Source organism: Rhizobium sp. AP16, from assembly GCF_000281735.1.
In the GTDB taxonomy this organism is placed as follows: domain Bacteria; phylum Pseudomonadota; class Alphaproteobacteria; order Rhizobiales; family Rhizobiaceae; genus Rhizobium; species Rhizobium rhizogenes.
The window spans coordinates 48,568-68,438 of sequence record NZ_AJVM01000069.1 but is presented as its reverse complement, the minus strand read 5'-3'; the positions used below and the strand labels follow the sequence as shown (position 1 = coordinate 68,438).

The window sequence follows — 19,871 nt, the reverse complement described above, 5'->3', positions numbered from 1 at the left end:
GGCCGGCGAAATGAAGAAAATTTAACTTCAATGCCCGGTTCCGCCGGCTTCACGCGAAGGGCTTCACCACCGCCAGAATGACGATCACAATCATCAACAGCGTCGGTCCCTCGTTGATAAACCGCCAATGGCGTGCCGAATAGCGGTTGTCGTCGCGGGCAAAGGCCCGCACCGCGCGGCTGAGGAACATGTGAACGCCGGTCAGCACCACCACAAGCCCAATCTTGGCATGCAGCCAGCCGCCATGGAAACCGTAGACCGACCAGGCGAGATAGAGCCCGAAGATCCAGGTCAGCATCATCGCCGGGGTCATGATCCCCTTCAAAAGCCGGCGCTCCATCACCTTGAAGGTCTCGGATTGCTGCGAACCGGGCTCAGCATCGGTGTGATAGACGAAGAGCCGCGGCAGATAGAGCAGGCCTGCCATCCACGAGATCACCGCGATGATATGCAACGCCTTGACCCAGAGGTAGAGATCGTCCGGATGCCAAGCGAATAGCCCGATCGCCAGCGCCACGAACAGCAAAATCATGAAATAGGATCGCCGACTGGCACGGGCGCCCGCGGCTGCATCCGTCTGCTTTTCCGTAACTTCCTCGCTCATGGCCTCAGCCCTTCCATCCACGCACACGCTGCACCAGTGCCGTAACATTGGCCGGATCAGCCTGCGGCGTAATGCCGTGACCGAGATTGAAGATCAGCGGGCCATGACCCAGCTGCTGCAGGATTTCGTCGATTCCATCCTCCAGCGCCTTGCCGCCGGCAACCACGCGCATCGGATCAAGATTGCCCTGCACCGGTCCTTCGCGCTGCAATTCCTTGGCAAAGGCGAGCGGCACGGACCAGTCGAGACCGATCGCATCGGCGCCCGTCTTCTGCCGGTAGGTCTTCAGCTGATATCCAGCACCCTTAGCGAAAGCGATGATCCGCGCCCCCGGCCGCTGCGCCTTTACCGAAGCGATGATCCGCGCCACCGGCTTGACGGCAAAAGCCTCGAATTCCTTTTCGCCGAGCACGCCTGCCCAGGAATCGAAGATCTGCACCGCATCGGCGCCGGCATCGATCTGCGCCACGAGATAGGCGGCCGAGATATCGGCAAGCAGCATCAGCAGATGTTCGAATGCCTTCGGATATCGGTAGGCGAAAAGTCGGGCAGGGGCCTGGTCCGGCGTGCCGTGGCCAGCGATCATGTAGGTCGCGACTGTCCAAGGCGCACCACAAAAACCGAGAAGCGTCGTCTCCTCCGGCAGCTCTGCGCGCAGCCGCCGCAGGGTTTCCATGACCGGAGCGAGATATTCAACCACACCTTCCGCTTTCAATGCAAAAATGCCCGCCTCATCGATCGGATCCATTTGGGGGCCATGTCCCTCGGTGTAGCGGACATTGCGGTTCAGCCCGTCAGGGATCACCAGGATATCCGAAAACATAATAGCTGCATCAAAGCCATAACGCCGGATCGGCTGCATCGTCACTTCGACCGCATGCTCTGGGCTGTAACAGAGATCGAGAAAGCTTCCAGCCTTCGCTCTGGTTTCACGGTATTCCGGGAGATAGCGTCCTGCCTGGCGCATAAGCCAGATAGGGGGAGGGGTCAGCGTTTCTCCGCTGAGTACCCTTAAGATCTTCCGGCTCGCACTATTCACAGTCATCATCCCATATAAAAACAAAGATATATCTTAAGTTTCTATTTCTTAGAGTCTGTGACTATCAAGGATTAAAATTCATCCACGCCTGATCCAATTTGTCGCGCATCCATCCGCGATTTCGCAAGAAGTTCGACGCTGTTCGGGGATATGTGGAAAAGAAAACCGTTAGATCAATCTTTCTAAGTGCTTGGCGTCGATTCCGTTTCGACCCGATCTGGGGATAAACTGGGGAGCCGCGCTGCTAAAAATAGCTTATCCACATTACCCACAAGCCCCGATGAGCGCCTTCCCGAAAAACCGAAATGTGGAAAAGTCGGAGGTTTTCCACTTGCCCCCGACCGGGCGGTTCCCGTACCTCTCTTCTCTCCCATGATATCAACAGGTGATGGAAAGTAGCGTGGAAAACCGGACAAGCTTCTTTCATCTTCATCTGATTTCTGACTCAACCGGCGAGACTCTGATCTCCGCCGGACGTGCTGCATCCGTGCAATTCCATGCCAGCCAGCCGATTGAACATGTCTACCCACTGATTCGGAATCGCAAGCAGCTGCTGCCGGTTCTCGAAGCGATCGACCATAGTCCCGGCATTGTCCTCTATACGATTGTCGATCGCGAACTTGCCGATTTCATCGACGAGCGTTGCCGGGAGATGGGCGTACCCTGTGTCAATGTGCTTGAACCGGTGATGAACGTCTTCCAGACTTATCTCGGCACCGCTTCGCGCCGCCGTGTCGGCGCCCAGCATGTGATGAATGCTGACTACTTCGCGCGCATCGAAGCCTTGAACTTCACCATGGATCACGATGACGGGCAGATGCAGGATGATTATAATGACGCCGATGTCGTCATCATCGGCATCAGTCGAACATCGAAGACGCCGACCAGCATCTACCTGGCGAACCGGGGCATCAAGACTGCCAATATCCCGATCATCGCTGGCGTTCCCTTGCCCGAAAGCCTGATCCAGGCCACCAGGCCGCTGATCGTCGGGTTGGTGGCAACCACCGACCGGATATCGCAGGTGCGCGAAAACCGCATTCTCGGAGCGACCACCGGCTTCGATCGTGGTGGCTACACCGACCGCGCCACCATCTCCGAAGAGTTGAAATATGCCCGGTCGCTCTGTGCCCGGCATAATTGGCCGATCATCGATGTCACCCGCCGCTCCATCGAGGAGACGGCAGCCGCCATTGTTGCCCTGCGCCCGAAGCTGCGCTAAGCGCTGCATAGCATTCTATTTCCAAGGTTCGTCCGATCATGACAATGCCGCTCATCCTTGCCTCTTCCAGCCCGTTCCGGCGAATGCTGATGGAAAATGCCGGCCTGCATTTCCAGGCGATTGCGGCTGATATCGACGAGCGCGCGATCGAAGCGACGCTGGAGCGGGATGGCGCCGGACCCGACGCCGTGGCGCTGGTGCTGGCCAAGGCCAAGGCGAAAGAGGTGAGCGACCGTTTTCCGGGATCGCTTGTCATCGGCTCGGATCAGACCATGTCGCTCGGCAGCCAAGTCTTCCACAAGCCAAAGACGATGGCAGAGGCGGAGAGCCATCTGCAAAGTCTGTCTGCCAAGACCCATCGCCTGAACAGTGGCATCGCGCTGGCGCTGAACGGCGATATCATCTGGGAGCATGTGTCCCACGCCGAACTGACGGTGCGTGATCTCTCTGCCGACTTCATCCATCGTCATCTGACCCGCGTCGGCGAGAAGGCATTGTCGAGCGTCGGCGCCTATCAGCTCGAGGGCGAGGGGATCCAGCTCTTCTCGAAAATCGACGGTGATTATTTCACCATACTGGGATTGCCGATGCTGCCGCTCCTGCAAAAACTTCGCGAATTGGGAGCCATCGATGGGTGATTCACGTGAAACACACGGCTTGAATGCCTTCGTCACCGGCTATCCCGTCAAGCATTCGCGCTCCCCATTGATTCATGGCTACTGGCTGCGCACGCTCAATCTTGCGGGCAGCTATCGTGCTGTCGAAGTGACGCCGGATGATTTTCCGGCCTTTATCGCAGCCTTGAAAGATCGATCCAGCGGTTTCGTTGGCGGCAATGTGACGATCCCGCACAAGGAGATCGCCTTCAAGCTGGCGGATCGGCCGGATGAATTGTCCGAAGAACTCGGCGCGTCGAACACGCTTTGGCTTGAGGACGGGCTGCTGCACGCGACCAACACGGACGGCCGCGGTTTCACCGCCAATCTCGACGAGTGTCATCCGGGCTGGGATCGGACTGACCGGGCGGTGATCCTCGGTGCCGGCGGTGCCAGCCGTGCCGTCATCCAGGCGGTACGCGACCGTGGGGTCAACGAGATCCATGTGGTCAACCGCACCGTCGAGCGGGCACAAGAACTGTCCGATCGTTTTGGCGCGCAAGTCCATGCCCATCCGATGGCGGCGCTGGGCGAGGTGATGCGCAGCGCCGGTCTCTTCGTCAACACGACGTCGCTTGGCATGGAAAACGAAGTCGCGCCTACAATCGATTTTTCGCCGCTTGCTGAAAATGCCGTCGTCACCGACATCGTCTATGTGCCGTTGAAAACCCCGTTGCTAGCCCAGGCCGAAGAACAGGGCTTTGCCACTGTCGACGGTCTCGGCATGCTATTGCATCAGGCAGCACCTGGTTTTGAAACATGGTTCGGCAAGCGCCCCGTGGTCGACGAAGTGCTACGGGCTCTGATTATCGCCGATATGGATAAGCACCGATGATACGCGTTGGCCTCACCGGTTCGATCGGCATGGGAAAATCGACCTCGGGTAAGCTGTTCGCCGAGGCCGGTATCCCCGTCAATGATGCCGATGCGGTGGTGCATGATCTTTATCGCGGTGAAGCCGTTCCGCTGATCGAGACCGCTTTTCCGGGAACGACGAAGGATGGAACCGTCGACCGGCAGGAGCTTGGCCGGCAGCTGGGGCTCGATCCCTCCGGTTTCAAGCGCCTGGAGGCCATCGTCCATCCGCTGGTGCGTGAGCGCGAGCGTATATTTCTGGATCATCAGCTTACCGCCGGCGCCGATATCGTCGTGCTGGATATTCCGCTGCTGTTTGAGACCGGCGCGGACAAAAGGGTCGACAGGATCGTCGTCGTCAGCTGCGATCCACAGCTTCAAAGAGAAAGAGTGCTTGCCCGGCCGGGCATGACCGAGGAAAGATTCAATATGATTCTCTCCCGCCAGACGCCAGATGCTGAGAAGCGGGCTCGGGCCGACTACATCATCGATACCAGCCACAGCATCGACACGACTCGGGAGCAGATAAGAGACATCATAGCGGACCTCCGGCGCCAATCGGCGGACGGCGGACCCACAGGCGGAGAGCCCTGACATGCGCGAGATCATCTTCGATACGGAAACCACTGGGCTCGACAACAAGGCCGACCGCATCATCGAAATCGGCGGCATCGAACTCTTCAATCACTTTCCAACTGGCAAGACCCTGCATCTCTATATCAATCCCGGCGATCGCAAGGTTCATCCGGATGCGCTGGCCGTGCATGGCATCACCGATGAGTCCCTAAAGGACAAGCCGCCCTTTGCCGACGTCGCCGACGAGATCCTTGCCTTTTTCGAGGGAGCGAAGTGGATTGCCCACAATGCCACCTTCGACATGGGTTTCGTCAATGCTGAATTTAACCGGCTTGGCCGACCGCCGATCTTGCCCGACATGGTGATCGATACGTTGGCCATGGCGCGGCGCAAGCATCCGATGGGGCCGAACTCGCTCGATGCGCTCTGCCGTCGCTACGGTATCGACAATTCCCACCGTACCCGCCACGGCGCGCTTCTCGACTCCGAACTTCTGGCCGAAGTCTATATCGAGATGATCGGCGGCCGGCAGACGGCGCTTGGCCTCGGCAGCAGCAACGGTTCGTCCGCCCGGTCCCGCCAGAATAATGACGTGGAAGAGGTCGTTGTCGAAATCCTGGCGCGGCCTCAGCCCTTGCCGGGCAGAGTGAGCGAGACCGAAGAGGCCGCTCACGCCGCCCTGGTCGCCAAGCTTGGCGAAAAAGGCATATGGTCGAAATACCGCGCGTAGATATCTCAAGCGACCGGGAGGTCTGGCTAGGTTCGTGCTCCCAGCGCAAGTCGGCAGGCCAGCCCCGCGAACACAGTCGCGAGAAGATATTGCGGCAGTTTCGGGAACCGGGAAAAACCGGCAAGGCGGGCGCGGATATGGCTGCCAACCAGGATCACCGATCCATTCACAAAGAAACCGATCCCGTTCAAGATCGTCGCGAGCAAAAGCATCTGCCCGATCATCGACCCGCCCTGGGGGCTGACGAACTGGGGGAACAGGGCAAGGACGAACAGCACCATTTTCGGGTTCAGAAGGTTGGTCGCAAGGCCTTCCGCGAAAATCCGCTTGTTCGAAAGCCGCTTCAGCATTGATGTCGGAGAAAAGCTCGACCCTTCCGAGCGGATCGTTTTGTACGCCAAATAGAGAAGATAGGCACAGCCCGCCCAACGCACGATCTCATAGGCGATCGGCACAGTCATGAAGAGCTGCGAGAGGCCAAGTGCTGCGGCCAGAGCATGGCAGTATGTGCCAAGCGCAATACCCGCATAGGTGAGGAACCCCGCGGCTCGTCCCTGGCTGACGCTGCGCGACGCGATGAGCAGCATATCGGGGCCTGGCGTGGCGGTGAGAACCACGGCGGCGGCGGCAAAAAGTGCAAGTATGGAGAGATCCGGCATAAGTCTTCCCTTCGGATGGAGCCGGAATTCCCGTCTAGCAAATTTCACCGGAATGGCAAGTCATGCCTGGTATAGTCTCCAAACGAAAAATGCCCGGACATTGATCCGGGCATTTTCAGTTCCATCGATGGAATTGAGCGAAACCTTAGTTCGGAACCGACGACACCTGGGCGCGGGCCTGTTCTTCGGCCATGCGCTGCGTGAACATCTGCGCGAAATCGATCGGATCGATCATCAGCGGCGGGAAACCGCCATTGCGGGTGATGTCGGCAATGATCTGACGGGCGAAGGGGAACAGCAGGCGCGGGCACTCGATGAAGAGCAGCGGCAGCATATGTTCCTGCGGGAAGCCGGTGACGCGGAAGACGCCGCCATAGACCAGCTCGGTATGGAAGAGAACCCGGTCGCCGTCCTTGGCGTCGGCATTCAGCGTCAGCACGACGTCGAAATCGGAATCCGACAGCGGATTGGCGTTGACGTTGACATTGATGTTGATATCGGGAGCGTTTTCCCGGGCCTGCAGCGAGCGCGGAGCACCTGGATTTTCGAAGGAAAGATCCTTGGTGTATTGAGCAAGAATAGTAAGGCTCGGGCTGGCTGCGCCGTTGCTGGTTTCGTTGGCCATGGGGTTTCCTCTGACGTCAATAGGTGTCGCCATCTAGCATTTCGAATAAGGGCTTACAACCCTCGAGGCCTTGGGCGATCCCTAGGTCCTTTGCCCTATTCTTCCAGGCGTTTGCGGTCCGACCAGGGCGAATTGCGATCGGGTTCGCGATGAAAATCGGTCTCGTCGAGATCGACGACCCGTCCTGATCCGGACGGGCGGGGCTGCGGGCCAGGCGCTGTATTCGGGCCGGAGCCTTGCCCAGGGCCACGCCTGAAGGCGCGGGTGCTGCCCAGAACGACGATGCGTTTGCGCAGAACCTTCCAGGCGAGTTCGCGCACGGCTGGAATGAAGAGCAGCAGGCCGATGATGTCGGAAATGAAGCCGGGCAGCATCAGGAAGAAGGCAGCAATGACGATCATTGCGCCATGCACCATTTCGCGGCCGGGATCGCCGCCATTGCGGCTTTCGGCCGAAATGCGTTGCAGAATGCCGATGCCCTGGATTCTGAGAAGCGCCGCACCGAGAACGGCGCTGAGGATGACCAGCGCCAATGTTGCCCATACCCCAAGCATTTTGCCGACGACGATGAATCCTGCGATTTCGGCAAGCGGCATCAGAAAGACGAAGATAGGAACAAGGGATAGGCGCATGTTACGGTGTCCTGAAAGCGGGCGTATCTCTGCTTAGCATGATTTGGCTCGAAAACCGCGTCATACTTTAGGCGATGATGCCAAAGCGTTAGTTCATCGCATATAATAAAGATACCGGTCCGCTATTTGAATGATAGGTGGATGCAGACTATATGGGGATTGAAACTCTTAATTTTAATGGTGGTTCCGACACGAGATGGGTGCAAACGACTTTGTGACGATCTTTTTCCTGGTGGCGGCGGTGCTGATTTTCTTTCAGCTGCGCAGCGTCCTTGGCCGCCGCACGGGGAATGAGAAGCCGCCGCGCGATCTCTATGGTTCGCCCGATCAGGCCACTGGCCCGAATGCGCCGGATGCCGGCAAGGTGGTAACCTTGCCGCGCCGTGATGCGACCGAGGATGAGGACCGCTTCGCCGCCATCGATGCCTTCACGCCGGCCGGCACGCAGCTCAATGATTCGCTGCGCGAATTGAACAAGGCGGATCCGAGCTTCAGCCCGAAGGAATTCGTCAACGGCGCCCGCATGGCCTACGAGATGATCGTCATGGCTTTTGCTGATGGTGACCGCAACGCGTTGAAGGGTCTGTTGTCGCGCGAGGTCTATGAAGGCTTCGATGCCGCCATCACCGATCGCGAGACCAAGGGCGAAAAGGTGAAGTCCACCTTCGTCGGCATCGACAAGGCCGATATCGTCAGCGCCGAGATGAAGGATACGGAAGCCACGGTGACGATGCGTATCGTCAGCCAGATGATTTCGGCGACCTACGATAAGGCCGGCACACTGATCGATGGCGATGCCGAGACGGTAGCCGAAATCAGTGATGTCTGGACCTTTGCCCGCGACAGCCGTTCGCGCGACCCCAACTGGAAACTCGTGGCGACCGAATCCGAACAATGACGACCGCATCGAAGGATTTCAGGCTGGAGCCGGCAACCTTCGCCGATCTGAAGGGCTGGGGGGATGATGATCCCTCCAGCCTTTTTCGTGCCATGCGGGACTGTCGGACCCATGTCAGGGACGTAAAGCCCTATCGCACCGGCGCCGCTGGCTTGACTGCCGATGATCTCCTGACCCTGCTCGACGATGCCGAAGGTTACGAGCCGCGCGACGCGGCTGAGGCCCGCGCCTTCTTCGAGGAGCGCTGTCAGCCCTTTTTCATCCGACGTGGCGATGGCGGCAGGGGGTTCGTCACCGCCTTTTTCGAGCCGGAAATCACCGTTTCCGCGACGCCGGACGAGATCTATCGCTATCCCTTCTATCGCCGGCCGGATGATCTGGTCGATCTCGATGACGCCAACAGGCCATCCGGGCTCGATCCATCCTACATGTTCGGCAAGCTAAAGGATGGGGCGATTTCCGCCTATCCGGACCGGGGCGAGATCGATCGCGGTTATCTGGAGGGCAGGGGTCTGGAGATCGCCTGGGCGAAGTCCAAGGTCGATGTCTTCTTCGTACATGTGCAGGGCGCTGCACGGCTGCGCTATCCCGATGGGCGCATGGGCCGTATCACCTATGCCGCCAAGGCCGGTCACCCTTTCTCGGCCGTTGGCCGTCTGCTCATCGAGCGTGGCCTGCTCGACCGTGCCACAATCTCCATGCAGACGATCCGCGACTGGCTCTACGCCCATCCGCAGGAAGTCGACGAGGTCCTGTGGCATAACCGGTCCTATATCTTTTTCCGTGAGGCCGATGTCAGCGATCCCGCGCTCGGGCCGATTGCGGCAGCGAAGGTGCCGCTGGTTGCCGGCCGTTCGCTGGCGGTCGACCGGTTGATCCACACTTTCGGTTTTCCCTTCTTCATCCAGTCGGAAAGCCTGACCCATCTTGATGCCGGCCAGCCCTTCGGGCGGCTGATGCTGGCGCTCGATACCGGTTCGGCGATCGTCGGCCCGGCGCGTGGCGATATCTTCACCGGTTACGGCTACGATGCCGGGGAACTTGCCGGTACCGTGCGCAACGACGCGGATTTTTATATACTGGTTCCGAAGGCGGCAGCTCAGAGGTTTGGCTGATGGCCCCAGAACGCAGAAACCCAGAAGGCAAAAGTAAAGAACGGAAGCTCAGCACGGATGAGCGTGTCCTCTGGGGCAAAGTGGCGAAAAGCACCCGGCCCATGCCCGGGCGACAGGCCGACATGGAATCTTTCGACGAGGTTCTGGCGGGAGAGGCCAAGGCGGAAGAGACTGCGCGCGCCGAAAAGGCGAGGGTCGCTCCGGCACCCGCCGATCCGCAAATTTCGCCGGCGCCGGCAAAACAGCCCTCCGGCGCCCATCATCCGCTGGAGCGCCCGGTCAAGCGCAAGATCGCCAAGGGGCGGCTGGCGCTGGAGGCGCGGATCGACCTTCATGGGCTGATCCAGAGCGAGGCGCATGTGATGCTTCTGGATTTCCTGTTCCGGGCGCATGAGCGTGGTCTTCGCCATGTGCTTGTCATCACCGGCAAGGGCAGCTCCATGGGCAGCGACGGCGCCTTGAAGCGTGCCGTGCCGCTGTGGTTCTCCAAGCCGGAATTCCGCTTCCTGATTTCCTCCTATGAGACCGCGGCGCAGCACCATGGCGGCGACGGCGCCCTCTATATCCGTCTGTCGCGGCCGAAGGGGGACAGGCCGTGACCCCTTTCGGCGAAGCGGTCAGGAAACTCAGGGCGCGCAAGGGCGTCTCCCAGAAGGAAATGGCGGCGGCACTGAATGTGACCCCGGCTTATCTATCCGCCCTGGAACACGGAAAACGCGGCACGCCGACCTTCGATCTACTGCAGCGCATCGCCGGATATTTCAACATTATCTGGGACGAGGCCGAGGAATTGTTCCTTCTGGCGCGCTTCTCCGACCCGCGCGTCGTGGTCGATACGTCAGGTCTGGCACCGGAATATACGGCCTTTGTCAACCGCCTGGCGGACCGGATTCGCAATCTCGACGCGACCACCATCAGGGAACTGTCCCTGGTTCTGGAAAATGCCGGAAAAAGGGGCTGAAAACCGCCTTAATCCCCTGTTTTATACCCCATATAGGGGCCTTCCGTTTGGAAGTTACGGGCGAAACATCCTATATTCAGGGAAAGAAAAACTGCTGATTCGTTAACGATCGGCGGTGTTCTCTAAAACACTGGAAAGACTTCAATAAATGACCGACATATCCGTAACCGAAAACGACGGCAATGCCGAGTATGGCGCAGACAGCATCAAGGTCCTGAAAGGTCTTGATGCCGTGCGCAAGCGTCCCGGCATGTACATCGGCGACACGGATGATGGTTCCGGTCTGCATCACATGGTTTACGAAGTCGTCGACAACGCCATCGACGAAGCGCTCGGCGGCTATGCCGATCTCGTCACCGTCACGCTCAATCCGGATGGTTCGGTGACGGTCACCGACAATGGTCGCGGCATCCCGACGGATATCCATACCGGCGAAGGCATCTCGGCGGCTGAAGTCATCATGACCCAGCTGCATGCCGGCGGTAAGTTCGACCAGAATTCCTACAAGGTCTCCGGCGGTCTGCACGGCGTCGGCGTCTCGGTCGTCAACGCGCTGTCCGTCTGGCTGAAGCTGAAGATTCGCCGTCAGGGCAAGATCAATGAAATGAGCTTTACGCACGGCGTCGCCGACGCGCCGTTGAAGGTGACCGGCGATGCCGGCACCGAGACTGGTACCGAAGTCAGCTTCATGCCGAGCTCGGAAACCTTCACCATGACGGAGTTCGATTATAGCACGCTGGAGCATCGCCTGCGCGAGCTCGCGTTCCTGAACTCCGGCGTCCGCATCCTGCTCACGGACAAGCGTCATTCCGACGTCAGGCAGGAAGAAATGCTCTACGACGGCGGTCTTGAGGCTTTCGTCAAGTATCTTGACCGCGCCAAGAAGCCGCTGGTCGACAAACCGGTCTCCATCCGCAGTGAAAAGGACGGCATCACCGTCGAAGTGGCGATGTGGTGGAATGAGAGCTACCACGAAAATGTGCTCTGCTTCACCAACAACATCCCACAGCGCGATGGCGGCACGCATATGGCCGGCTTCCGTGGCGCTCTGACGCGCCAGATCACCTCCTACGGCGAGACATCGGGCATCACCAAAAGGGAAAAGGTGACGCTGACGGGTGACGATTGCCGCGAAGGTCTGACGGCGGTGCTGTCGGTGAAGGTGCCGGATCCGAAATTCTCGTCGCAGACCAAAGACAAGCTGGTTTCCTCCGAAGTCCGCCCTGTGGTCGAAAGCCTCGTCAACGAGGCGCTCGGCACCTGGCTAGAAGAACATCCCGCCGATGCCAAGGTGCTGGTCGGCAAGGTTGTCGAAGCTGCGGCTGCCCGCGAAGCCGCCCGCAAGGCGCGTGAACTGACGCGGCGCAAGGGTGCCCTCGACATTGCCTCGCTGCCCGGCAAGCTCGCCGATTGCTCCGAGCGCGATCCGGCTAAGTCCGAAGTCTTCCTCGTCGAGGGCGACTCGGCAGGCGGTTCGGCCAAGCAGGGCCGCTCGCGCGAAAACCAGGCGATCCTGCCGCTGCGCGGCAAGATCCTCAATGTCGAGCGTGCCCGTTTCGACAAGATGCTGTCGAGCCAGGAAATCGGCACACTGATCACAGCACTCGGCACCGGCATCGGCAAGGACGAGTTCAACGCCGACAAGCTGCGCTATCACAAGATCATCATCATGACGGACGCCGACGTCGACGGCGCCCATATTCGCACGCTGCTGCTCACCTTCTTCTTCCGCCAGATGCCTGATCTCATCGAGCGCGGCCATCTCTACATCGCCCAGCCGCCGCTCTATAAGGTGACGCGCGGCAAGTCGGTGCAGTACGTGAAGGATGAGAAGGCATTCGAGGAATATCTGATCGGCCAGGGTCTGGACGATGCCAGCCTGAAGCTCGGCACCGGTGAAGTTCGCGCCGGCGAGGATCTGCGCGAACTCATCTTCGATGCCCTGCGCCTGCGCACGCTGCTCGGCAATCTGCATTCGCGCTACAATCGCGCTGTCGTCGAACAGGCGGCAATCGCCGGCGCTCTCAACGCCGAACTCGTCAGCGACCCGGCGCGTGCCGAAGGTCTGGTGAACGATGTTGCGAGAAGGCTCGATATCATTGCCGAGGAAACCGAACGTGGCTGGACCGGTGCCGTGACCAGCGAAGGCGGCCTGCGTTTCGAGCGCATGGTGCGCGGTGTCAAGGAAGTCGTCGTTCTCGACATGGCACTGATCGGTTCCCAGGATGCGCGTCTGATCGATCAGGTCGGCTCGCGCCTGAAGGACGTCTACGACCAGCCGCCGAAGCTCGCGCGCCGGGATGGCGAGACCGAGATTTCCGGCCCGGGCATGCTGTTGGAAACGGTCTTTGCCGCCGGCCGCAAGGGTCTCACCATGCAGCGCTACAAGGGTCTCGGCGAGATGAATGCCGAACAGCTCTGGGAAACGACGCTCGATCCGAACGCACGCTCGCTGCTGCAGGTGAGGGTTCCCGACGCGACCGATGCCGATGGCCTGTTTGCCCGGCTCATGGGCGACGAGGTCGAGCCACGGCGCGAATTCATCCAGGACAATGCGCTGAACGTCGCAAACCTCGATATCTGATCGTCGCAATACCGATAATAAAAAGGCCCGTCTGATTTTCAGGCGGGCCTTTTTCATTTTGTGATCAATTACTTGGCTATGAAGGTACCGTTGAAGGCAACTTCGGAAAGCGGCTTGCGGTCGTTCGGCGTTTCACGCTCCCTCAGCTTTTCCGGAAGCTGGTTCTTGTCGCCGATCTTGCCGATGGCAACGGCGGCCTCGACGCGAAAGCCTTCGGGAATACCGAGAACCTCATAGGATTTTTCGACATGGAAACCGCCCATGCCGTGAGCTTCATAGCCTGCCAGGTGCGCCTGGATCGCCAGGAAACCCCAGGCAGTGCCGGCATCGAAGGTGTGGCTGTAGTTGGGCTTCTGTTCGGCCGAGCCAAGCTCGCCGCCATGCGTGCGCGAGACGACGAAAAGCAGGGCGGAGGCGGACTTCGCCCAACCCTGGTTGAATTCGATCAGCAAGCTCAGAAACTTGTCCCAGTTCTCCGAGCCGCGCAGCGCGTAGACGAAGCGCCAGGGCTGTAGGTTCGACGCGGACGGCGCCCAATGGGCAGCCTCCAGAATGGTCAGCAGGTCGGCTTCCGGCATGGTTTCGTTGGAATAGGCGCGCGGCGACCAACGGTCGAGGAAGAGCTTGTCGATCGGATATTGCGATTCGCGGTTGTTGCTTGATGTCATGAGGGATCTTTCATCTAAAGGAGGCCGTCGTGGAGCTGTGGGGGAGGGTCGACGACAAGCCCTGGGGGATACGCGTGAAACCTATACCTTGCTCGTATCCGCCGTCCAGACCACGTCGAGCTCTTCGCGGAAGGCGAAGCGCTTGAGGTGATCGGCCACGACGTTCTGCATGCGGTCGAGGTCTTGCGGATTTTCGACATGCAGAGTCATCAGCAGCGAGGAGGCATCGGCCGCCAATTCAAGCGAGGTCTCGGGGTTAAAGGGCACTTTGCCGGCGGTCTCGTTGAATTCGATGGTGAATTTGTGGCTCCAATGCTTGCAGAGCTGCTGCAGGTAGCGGCTGGCATGATCGGTTTTCACGGAGGAAACGGAGGTGGGCATGCGGCACTCCAATAACTGGAATTTGAACGACAGGTTTTCCTACATATTCGCATCCGGCTCTGCCAGGTAGACAGTCTGCTTCAACATTCCGTTATTTTAAAGAGAGCCGATCTCGGCGGTGGCTAGCGATCGAGCTTTTCTGATACTCGACCATCTCCCAAAACCGGTCTAAGGTCCGCCTCGTTTCGGTGGAACGGAGGCCGTCATGGACTGGGAGGAGTTTCGGCGCTGGTCGGAAAAGGCGGCGGATTGGGGCGCGGATTATCGCGCATCGCTCCGTGAGCGGCCGGTCAGGGCACAGACGGCGCCCGGCGAGATTGCGGCGCATATTGCTGATTCCCCACCTGAATCCGGCGAATCCATGGAGGATATCTTCAAGGATTTTGAGGATATCCTCGTCCCCGGCATGACCCATTGGCAGCATCCGCGCTTCTTCGCCTATTTCCCCGCCAATGCGGCTCCGGTCTCGGTTGTCGCCGAATATCTGGTCAGCGCCATCGCCGCCCAATGTATGCTCTGGCAGACCTCGCCCTCCGCGACCGAACTGGAAACCAAGGTCGTCGACTGGCTGCGACAGGCCCTTGGCCTGCCTGACAGTTTTACCGGCGTCATCCAGGATTCCGCCTCGACGGCGACGCTTGCGGCTGTTCTGGTGATGCGTGAAAAGGCACTTGATTGGCAGGGCAACAGACAAGGTCTCACGGCCAACAAGACGGTGCGGATCTATTCCACCGATCAGGTCCACACCTCGATCGATCGCGCCATCTGGATATCCGGCATCGGTGCGGACAACCTCGTCCGTATCCCCTCCAGCGGTCCGAATAGCGCTATGGATCCGCAGGCGCTGGCGGCGGCGATCGAGCGGGATCGTGCCGCGGGCCTGCTGCCGGCCGGTGTGATCGCCTGTGTCGGCGGCACCAGCATCGGTGCCTGCGACGATATTGCCGCGGTTGTCGAGGTGGCCCACGCTCATGGTCTCTATGTGCATGTCGACGCGGCCTGGGCTGGTTCGGCGATGATCTGCCCGGAATTCCGGACACTGTGGCAAGGCGTCGAGCAGGCCGATTCCATCGTCTTCAATCCGCATAAATGGCTCGGCGCGCAGTTCGATTGCTCGGTGCAGTTCATTCGCGAGCCGGAATCGCTGGTGCGGACGCTGGCGATCCATCCAGAATTCCTGCGCACCCACGGTCATGACGGCATTACCAATTATTCCGAATGGTCGGTGCCGCTTGGGCGCCGTTTTCGTGCGTTGAAACTTTGGTTCCTGCTGCGTTATCATGGGCTTGAAGGCTTGCGGACGATGATCCGCAATCATGTCGCCTGGTCGCAAAATCTGGCTCAGCGCCTGTCGGCGGAGCCGGATTTCGAGATCGTCAGCCAGCCGTTCCTGTCGCTCTTTTCCTTCGATCACAAGGCGCCAGGCGGCGTCGATCAGGAGAGCCATACCCAGCGCCTGATCGCCGCCATCAACAATGACGGCCGCATCTATCTGACGCAGACGCGGGTTGCCGGACGGCTGGTCATCCGTTTTCAGGCTGGTCAGTTCGAGACGACGGCGGACGATATCGATGTGGCCTTTGCGACGATTGTTGAGATTGCGCGATCTTTGTCGTCCACATAGGAAAGGCTGTTGTTCCGGCGCGGACAAACAGGACGTGCTATGTTCCGAAATCGATTGATGACACTGGTGAATAAGTCGTTCATATATGGTGAAATCAATCTCGTCTTTTAAAATGCAGGGAAGGAAGACCTATGAAATTGTTGCGTGTTGGCCCGGCTGGCAAGGAAAAGCCGGCGCTTCTGGATAGCGACGGCAAGATCCGTGATCTCTCCGCGCATGTCGCCGATATCGGCGGTGAGGCGATTTCGCCGGCCGGACTCGCGAAAATTGCGGCGCTCGATCCCAAGAGCCTGCCGGAATTGGCTGAAGGCCGCCTCGGCGCCTGCGTTGCCGGCACCGGCAAGTTCATCTGCATCGGCCTGAATTTCTCCGACCACGCCGCCGAAACCGGCGCCACGGTGCCGCCGGAGCCGATCATCTTCATGAAGGCGACCTCGGCCATCGTCGGCCCGAACGACAATGTGCTGATCCCGCGCGGCTCGCAAAAGACCGACTGGGAAGTCGAACTCGGCGTCGTCATCGGCAAGACCGCCAAATATGTCAGCGAAGCCGACGCGCTGGACTATGTCGCCGGCTATTGCGTCTCGCATGACGTTTCCGAACGCGCCTTCCAGACCGAGCGTTCCGGACAGTGGACCAAGGGCAAGTCCTGCGACACCTTCGGCCCGATCGGCCCCTGGCTGGTCACCAAGGACGAAGTCGCCGACCCGCAGAATCTCGGCATGTGGCTGAAGGTCAACGGCAAGACGATGCAGGACGGCTCGACCAAGACCATGGTCTATGGCGTCGCCTATCTCGTCTCCTACCTCAGCCAGTTCATGTCGCTGCATCCGGGCGACGTCATCTCCACCGGCACGCCTCCCGGCGTCGGCATGGGCATGAAGCCGCCGCAGTTCTTGAAGGCCGGCGATGTCGTCGAGCTCGGCATGGAAGGCCTCGGCTCGCAGCGCCAGACGTTCCTGGCCGACGCCTGATAGTCGGTGCGTTAAGGTTTTGAGACCATTCTGGATGCCGGGGAACTTGCTCCCCGGCATTTTTGCTGGTTGGTGCGATGCAAAATTGATGTTGCCTTGCAGCAAAAGATGCTATTCTGGCTTGAAGGATGAAGACCACGCGTGGGGAGCGGTCGTTATCTGATTGTGCAGCGTGTCCGGGAGCACGTTGCGGAGGACGCAGTAACGCTTAAAGGCGCATTTAAGCTTTCTGGAAATCGCTGATTTTCGAGGCTTGGCACCAGCTTCTCGAGAGGAGACGCTTTCCGATGTTTTATCAGTTTTATGAACTCAATCATGCCGCCCTTGCGCCTTTCCGCGCCGCCGCCGACATGATGCGCCTGGCCTACGCCAATCCGCTCAATCCACTCTCCCATACGGTGCTTGGCCGCACGATGACGGCAAGTCTCGAGATGTTCGAGCGCACCACGCGGCGCTATGGCAAACCGGAATTCGGGCTCCCTGAAACCCAGATCGACGGCAAGCCGGTTTCGGTCCATGAAAAGGTCGTCTGGAAGAAGCCCTTCTGCAATCTGATCCATTTCGAGCGCAGCCTGCCTGCCGGCCATGGCAGCGATCCGCGCATCCTGATCGTCGCGCCGATGTCCGGCCACTATGCGACGCTGCTGCGCGGCACCGTCGAAGCGCTGCTGCCGAGCGCCGATATCTACATTACCGACTGGATCGACGCCCGCATGGTGCCGATGACCGAGGGCACCTTCGATCTGGAGGATTATATCGATTACGTCATCGAGATGCTGCACCATCTCGGTCCCGACACCCATGTCGTCGCCGTCTGTCAGCCTTCAGTCCCGGTTCTGGCCGCAGCTGCGGTGATGGAAGCGGCTGGTGATCCGCTGTCGCCTGCGTCGATGACGCTGATGGGCGGGCCGATCGACACGCGCATCAATCCGACGGCCGTCAACCAGCTCGCCAAGGACAAGCCGCTGGAATGGTTCGCCGACAATGTCGTCATGAACGTGCCCTGGCCGCAGCCGGGCTTCATGCGGCCGGTCTATCCCGGCTTCCTGCAGCTCTCCGGCTTCATGTCGATGAACCTCGATCGGCACATGATCGCCCACAAGGACTTCTTCATGCACCTCGTCAAGAACGACGGCGAGCCGGCGGAGAAGCACCGCGATTTCTATGATGAATATCTGGCGGTCATGGACCTGACGGCGGAATTCTATCTGCAGACCGTCGATGAGGTTTTCATCAAGCATGCGCTGCCGAAGGGTGAGCTGCTGCATCGCGGCCAGCGCGTCGATCCCGCAGCCATCCGCAATGTCGCGCTGCTGACGGTCGAGGGCGAGAACGACGATATCTCCGGCGTCGGCCAGACCGGGGCGGCGCAGACCATCTGCACAAATATTCCCGACGACATGCGGATGCATTACCTGCAGCCCGATGTTGGCCACTACGGCGTCTTCAACGGTTCGCGCTTCCGCCGCGAGATTGCACCGCGCATTATCGCCTTTGCCCGCGAGCATGCACGCAGCGGCAAGCCGGTCGTCAAGCGTGTGATCAAGGGCGGCAAAACCGCCTGAGATCGCAAAGAATTAGCTTTTGCTGAATTATTGAGCTTGAATCAAAGGCTTGCTCGATTTCCCCGGCAAATACCATTGAAGGCTCGCGAAGAGGTAACCATCTCGATTCCAGCGGTTCGGCATGTGGTCGGACCGACTTACTGCGAGGATACCTCACGATGAACCAGTCAGCATTGCTTCGTCCGGATTGGACTCCGGCCACCATTGCTCTGATGGTGCTTGGCTTCGTGGTCTTCTGGCCGCTCGGCCTCGCCATGCTTGCCTATATTCTCTTCGGCGAACGCCTGAGGGATTTCAAACGGGATGTGAACGAGAAGGCCGACGGCGTGTTTAGCGGCTTCTCCGGCTGCGGTCGCCACCGTGGTCGTCACCGCGCCCATTTCACCACCGGCAACGTCGCATTCGACGATTGGCGCCGGGCAGAGCTGGAGCGTCTTGAAGAAGAACGCCGCAAGCTCGATGAAATGCGTGCCGACTTCGATACCTATGTCCGCGAGCTTCGCCGCGCCAAGGATCAGGACGAATTCGATCGCTTCATGCGCGACCGCAACAACGTCAAGCGCAATGATGATAACGGTCCGGCTCCGGAATTCCAGACGCCGTAATCGATAATCAACCTCCCCACAAAACCGGCATCATCTGATGCCGGTTTTTCTTTGCCAGAAACCCGAGCGAATCGTATAAAACTGCCTCTCATGTTTCCGCTTCTGTCCAGATCCCGCCGATCCGCTCCCCAGCCGCCTGCGCCGGAAACGCGCACGCTGGAGGTGGCCGGCCGCTTGATGCCGCTGACGATCCGCCAGAATGAGCGGGCGACACGGATCACGCTTCGCATCGAACCCGGCGGACGGGCGCTGAAGATGACCATTCCGCGTGGCCTGGCAGCGCGCGAGGTCAACGCCTTCCTCGACCGCCACCAGGGCTGGCTTTTGACCAAGCTTGCGAAATTCTCCACCGAAAGCAGCCTGAGAAGCGGCGGCGAAATTCTCCTGCGCGGCATCCGCCATCGCATCGAGCACACCGGCACGCTGCGCGGCCTGACCGAGGCGATCGTCATCGATGGCGTGCCGGTCCTGCGCGTCAGCGGCATGCCGGAACATGCGGGCCGGCGCATCGCCACTTTCCTCAAGAAGGAGGCCCGCGCTGATCTGGAAAGGCTGGTAAAGCTGCATGCGGGAGCGATCCGTGCGCCTGTCTCCTCGATCAGCATGAAGGACACCCGCAGCCGCTGGGGGTCCTGCTCGTCCGAGGGAAATCTGAGCTTCTCCTGGCGGATCGTCATGGCGCCGCCGCTGGTCATCGACTATCTCGCCGCCCACGAGGTCGCGCACTTGCGCGAAATGAACCACGGCCCGCGCTTCTGGGCGCTGTGCCGCAAGCTTTGCCCGGAGATGGACGAGGCCAAGGCCTGGTTGAAACGCCATGGCAGCCACCTGCATGCAATTGACTTCGATTGAGCCATATTCGGCTTCATCAGAGGCGCGTAAAATTCCCAGTTTGTCG

At 59.7% G+C, this 19,871-nt stretch carries 22 protein-coding genes; 15 read left to right on the top strand and 7 right to left on the bottom strand.

The genetic code is table 11. The features are described 5' to 3' along the window. Positions 1-49: 49 nt before the first annotated feature. Together hemJ and hemE are read right to left on the bottom strand one after the other, a co-directional pair. A complete protein-coding gene (gene hemJ / locus PMI03_RS22715; RefSeq protein ID WP_007698689.1) occupies positions 50-604 on the bottom strand; it encodes a protoporphyrinogen oxidase HemJ in 555 nt (184 codons plus the stop codon). A gap of 4 nt (positions 605-608) precedes the next feature. Further along, entirely contained in the window at positions 609-1,649 is a 1,041-nt protein-coding gene (hemE, locus tag PMI03_RS22710; RefSeq protein WP_409033806.1) for a uroporphyrinogen decarboxylase, read from the bottom strand. A gap of 394 nt (positions 1,650-2,043) precedes the next feature. On the opposite strand from hemE, the gene PMI03_RS22705 reads away from it, so the two are divergent. The 5 genes from PMI03_RS22705 to dnaQ are packed head-to-tail and all read left to right on the top strand — an operon-like array spanning position 2,044 to position 5,682. Further along, a complete protein-coding gene (locus PMI03_RS22705) occupies positions 2,044-2,865 on the top strand; it encodes a pyruvate, water dikinase regulatory protein (protein WP_007698683.1) in 822 nt (273 codons plus the stop codon). Between the two features lie 38 nt (positions 2,866-2,903). Further along, positions 2,904-3,503 carry a Maf-like protein gene (locus tag PMI03_RS22700; RefSeq protein ID WP_007698679.1) on the top strand — a complete coding sequence of 200 codons (600 nt, stop codon included), beginning with the start codon at positions 2,904-2,906 and terminating at the stop codon, positions 3,501-3,503. Continuing rightward, the gene (locus tag PMI03_RS22695) at positions 3,496-4,356 is read left to right on the top strand and encodes a shikimate dehydrogenase (protein WP_007698676.1); all 861 of its coding nucleotides are present in this window, start codon (positions 3,496-3,498) and stop codon (positions 4,354-4,356) included. Before PMI03_RS22700 ends, PMI03_RS22695 begins: the two co-directional genes overlap by 8 nt. After that, positions 4,353-4,970, top strand: a complete 618-nt coding sequence (gene coaE / locus PMI03_RS22690; protein WP_007698673.1) for a dephospho-CoA kinase — start codon at positions 4,353-4,355, stop codon at positions 4,968-4,970. Before PMI03_RS22695 ends, coaE begins: the two co-directional genes overlap by 4 nt. A 1-nt stretch (position 4,971) precedes the next feature. Beyond that, positions 4,972-5,682: a DNA polymerase III subunit epsilon gene (dnaQ, locus tag PMI03_RS22685; protein ID WP_007698670.1), complete on the top strand. Its 711-nt coding sequence runs from the start codon at positions 4,972-4,974 to the stop codon at positions 5,680-5,682. Positions 5,683-5,708: 26 nt separating this feature from the next. Here dnaQ and PMI03_RS22680 read toward each other — a convergent pair whose 3' ends face one another. From PMI03_RS22680 to PMI03_RS22670, 3 genes are all read right to left on the bottom strand, one after another. Next, the gene (locus tag PMI03_RS22680; protein ID WP_007698666.1) at positions 5,709-6,341 is read right to left on the bottom strand and encodes a LysE family translocator; all 633 of its coding nucleotides are present in this window, start codon (positions 6,339-6,341) and stop codon (positions 5,709-5,711) included. 145 nt (positions 6,342-6,486) lie between these two features. After that, the gene (gene secB / locus PMI03_RS22675; RefSeq protein ID WP_007698663.1) at positions 6,487-6,966 is read right to left on the bottom strand and encodes a protein-export chaperone SecB; all 480 of its coding nucleotides are present in this window, start codon (positions 6,964-6,966) and stop codon (positions 6,487-6,489) included. Between the two features lie 95 nt (positions 6,967-7,061). Next, positions 7,062-7,598, bottom strand: coding sequence for an FxsA family protein (locus PMI03_RS22670; protein ID WP_007698660.1), 537 nt, complete (start codon positions 7,596-7,598; stop codon positions 7,062-7,064). Positions 7,599-7,794: 196 nt separating this feature from the next. Here PMI03_RS22670 and PMI03_RS22665 point away from each other — a divergent pair, with 196 nt between their 5' ends. From PMI03_RS22665 to gyrB, 5 genes are all read left to right on the top strand, one after another. Continuing rightward, complete coding sequence (locus tag PMI03_RS22665; protein ID WP_007698656.1) at positions 7,795-8,496, top strand: Tim44/TimA family putative adaptor protein; 702 nt, start codon at positions 7,795-7,797, stop codon at positions 8,494-8,496. Continuing rightward, the gene (locus tag PMI03_RS22660; RefSeq protein WP_007698653.1) at positions 8,493-9,611 is read left to right on the top strand and encodes a murein transglycosylase A; all 1,119 of its coding nucleotides are present in this window, start codon (positions 8,493-8,495) and stop codon (positions 9,609-9,611) included. Before PMI03_RS22665 ends, PMI03_RS22660 begins: the two co-directional genes overlap by 4 nt. After that, the gene (locus PMI03_RS22655; RefSeq protein WP_007698650.1) at positions 9,611-10,210 is read left to right on the top strand and encodes a Smr/MutS family protein; all 600 of its coding nucleotides are present in this window, start codon (positions 9,611-9,613) and stop codon (positions 10,208-10,210) included. The genes PMI03_RS22660 and PMI03_RS22655 overlap by 1 nt, the downstream gene beginning before the upstream one ends. After that, positions 10,207-10,572 carry a helix-turn-helix domain-containing protein gene (locus PMI03_RS22650; protein ID WP_007698647.1) on the top strand — a complete coding sequence of 122 codons (366 nt, stop codon included), beginning with the start codon at positions 10,207-10,209 and terminating at the stop codon, positions 10,570-10,572. The genes PMI03_RS22655 and PMI03_RS22650 overlap by 4 nt, the downstream gene beginning before the upstream one ends. 148 nt (positions 10,573-10,720) lie before the next feature. Beyond that, the gene (gene gyrB / locus PMI03_RS22645; RefSeq protein ID WP_007698645.1) at positions 10,721-13,156 is read left to right on the top strand and encodes a DNA topoisomerase (ATP-hydrolyzing) subunit B; all 2,436 of its coding nucleotides are present in this window, start codon (positions 10,721-10,723) and stop codon (positions 13,154-13,156) included. Positions 13,157-13,224: 68 nt separating this feature from the next. Here gyrB and PMI03_RS22640 read toward each other — a convergent pair whose 3' ends face one another. Together PMI03_RS22640 and PMI03_RS22635 are read right to left on the bottom strand one after the other, a co-directional pair. Continuing rightward, positions 13,225-13,824 carry a nitroreductase family protein gene (locus PMI03_RS22640; protein ID WP_007698643.1) on the bottom strand — a complete coding sequence of 200 codons (600 nt, stop codon included), beginning with the start codon at positions 13,822-13,824 and terminating at the stop codon, positions 13,225-13,227. 81 nt (positions 13,825-13,905) lie between these two features. Continuing rightward, on the bottom strand, positions 13,906-14,205 hold the full coding sequence (locus tag PMI03_RS22635) for a DUF2218 domain-containing protein (RefSeq protein WP_007698639.1): 300 nt from the start codon (positions 14,203-14,205) through the stop codon (positions 13,906-13,908). Positions 14,206-14,410: 205 nt separating this feature from the next. Here PMI03_RS22635 and PMI03_RS22630 point away from each other — a divergent pair, with 205 nt between their 5' ends. The 5 genes from PMI03_RS22630 to PMI03_RS22610 all read left to right on the top strand — a co-directional run bounded on the left by PMI03_RS22630 (position 14,411) and on the right by PMI03_RS22610 (position 19,825). After that, positions 14,411-15,829, top strand: coding sequence for a pyridoxal-dependent decarboxylase (locus PMI03_RS22630; RefSeq protein WP_007698636.1), 1,419 nt, complete (start codon positions 14,411-14,413; stop codon positions 15,827-15,829). A gap of 131 nt (positions 15,830-15,960) precedes the next feature. Further along, on the top strand, positions 15,961-16,803 hold the full coding sequence (locus PMI03_RS22625; RefSeq protein ID WP_007698632.1) for a fumarylacetoacetate hydrolase family protein: 843 nt from the start codon (positions 15,961-15,963) through the stop codon (positions 16,801-16,803). A 287-nt stretch (positions 16,804-17,090) separates the two neighbouring features. Next, the gene (locus PMI03_RS22620; protein WP_007698627.1) at positions 17,091-18,368 is read left to right on the top strand and encodes a polyhydroxyalkanoate depolymerase; all 1,278 of its coding nucleotides are present in this window, start codon (positions 17,091-17,093) and stop codon (positions 18,366-18,368) included. A 158-nt stretch (positions 18,369-18,526) separates the two neighbouring features. Beyond that, positions 18,527-18,973 (top strand): DUF2852 domain-containing protein, encoded by a 447-nt coding sequence (locus PMI03_RS22615; RefSeq protein WP_007698624.1) that lies wholly within the window; start codon positions 18,527-18,529, stop codon positions 18,971-18,973. A 90-nt stretch (positions 18,974-19,063) separates the two neighbouring features. Then, positions 19,064-19,825 carry a M48 family metallopeptidase gene (locus PMI03_RS22610; protein WP_007698621.1) on the top strand — a complete coding sequence of 254 codons (762 nt, stop codon included), beginning with the start codon at positions 19,064-19,066 and terminating at the stop codon, positions 19,823-19,825. Positions 19,826-19,871 lie beyond the last annotated feature (46 nt).

Bases quoted from the DNA above. Each gene is read 5' to 3' on its own strand.
- hemJ (WP_007698689.1), bottom strand. From the start codon at position 604: ATGAGCGAGGAAGTTACGGAAAAGCAGACGGATGCAGCCGCGGGCGCC.
- hemE (WP_409033806.1), bottom strand. From the start codon at position 1,649: ATGACTGTGAATAGTGCGAGCCGGAAGATCTTAAGGGTACTCAGCGGA.
- PMI03_RS22700 (WP_007698679.1), top strand. From the start codon at position 2,904: ATGACAATGCCGCTCATCCTTGCCTCTTCCAGCCCGTTCCGGCGAATG.
- PMI03_RS22695 (WP_007698676.1), top strand. From the start codon at position 3,496: ATGGGTGATTCACGTGAAACACACGGCTTGAATGCCTTCGTCACCGGC.
- coaE (WP_007698673.1), top strand. From the start codon at position 4,353: ATGATACGCGTTGGCCTCACCGGTTCGATCGGCATGGGAAAATCGACC.
- dnaQ (WP_007698670.1), top strand. From the start codon at position 4,972: ATGCGCGAGATCATCTTCGATACGGAAACCACTGGGCTCGACAACAAG.
- PMI03_RS22680 (WP_007698666.1), bottom strand. From the start codon at position 6,341: ATGCCGGATCTCTCCATACTTGCACTTTTTGCCGCCGCCGCCGTGGTT.
- secB (WP_007698663.1), bottom strand. From the start codon at position 6,966: ATGGCCAACGAAACCAGCAACGGCGCAGCCAGCCCGAGCCTTACTATT.
- PMI03_RS22670 (WP_007698660.1), bottom strand. From the start codon at position 7,598: ATGCGCCTATCCCTTGTTCCTATCTTCGTCTTTCTGATGCCGCTTGCC.
- PMI03_RS22665 (WP_007698656.1), top strand. From the start codon at position 7,795: ATGGGTGCAAACGACTTTGTGACGATCTTTTTCCTGGTGGCGGCGGTG.
- PMI03_RS22660 (WP_007698653.1), top strand. From the start codon at position 8,493: ATGACGACCGCATCGAAGGATTTCAGGCTGGAGCCGGCAACCTTCGCC.
- PMI03_RS22655 (WP_007698650.1), top strand. From the start codon at position 9,611: ATGGCCCCAGAACGCAGAAACCCAGAAGGCAAAAGTAAAGAACGGAAG.
- gyrB (WP_007698645.1), top strand. From the start codon at position 10,721: ATGACCGACATATCCGTAACCGAAAACGACGGCAATGCCGAGTATGGC.
- PMI03_RS22640 (WP_007698643.1), bottom strand. From the start codon at position 13,824: ATGACATCAAGCAACAACCGCGAATCGCAATATCCGATCGACAAGCTC.
- PMI03_RS22635 (WP_007698639.1), bottom strand. From the start codon at position 14,205: ATGCCCACCTCCGTTTCCTCCGTGAAAACCGATCATGCCAGCCGCTAC.
- PMI03_RS22630 (WP_007698636.1), top strand. From the start codon at position 14,411: ATGGACTGGGAGGAGTTTCGGCGCTGGTCGGAAAAGGCGGCGGATTGG.
- PMI03_RS22625 (WP_007698632.1), top strand. From the start codon at position 15,961: ATGAAATTGTTGCGTGTTGGCCCGGCTGGCAAGGAAAAGCCGGCGCTT.
- PMI03_RS22620 (WP_007698627.1), top strand. From the start codon at position 17,091: ATGTTTTATCAGTTTTATGAACTCAATCATGCCGCCCTTGCGCCTTTC.
- PMI03_RS22615 (WP_007698624.1), top strand. From the start codon at position 18,527: ATGAACCAGTCAGCATTGCTTCGTCCGGATTGGACTCCGGCCACCATT.
- PMI03_RS22610 (WP_007698621.1), top strand. From the start codon at position 19,064: ATGTTTCCGCTTCTGTCCAGATCCCGCCGATCCGCTCCCCAGCCGCCT.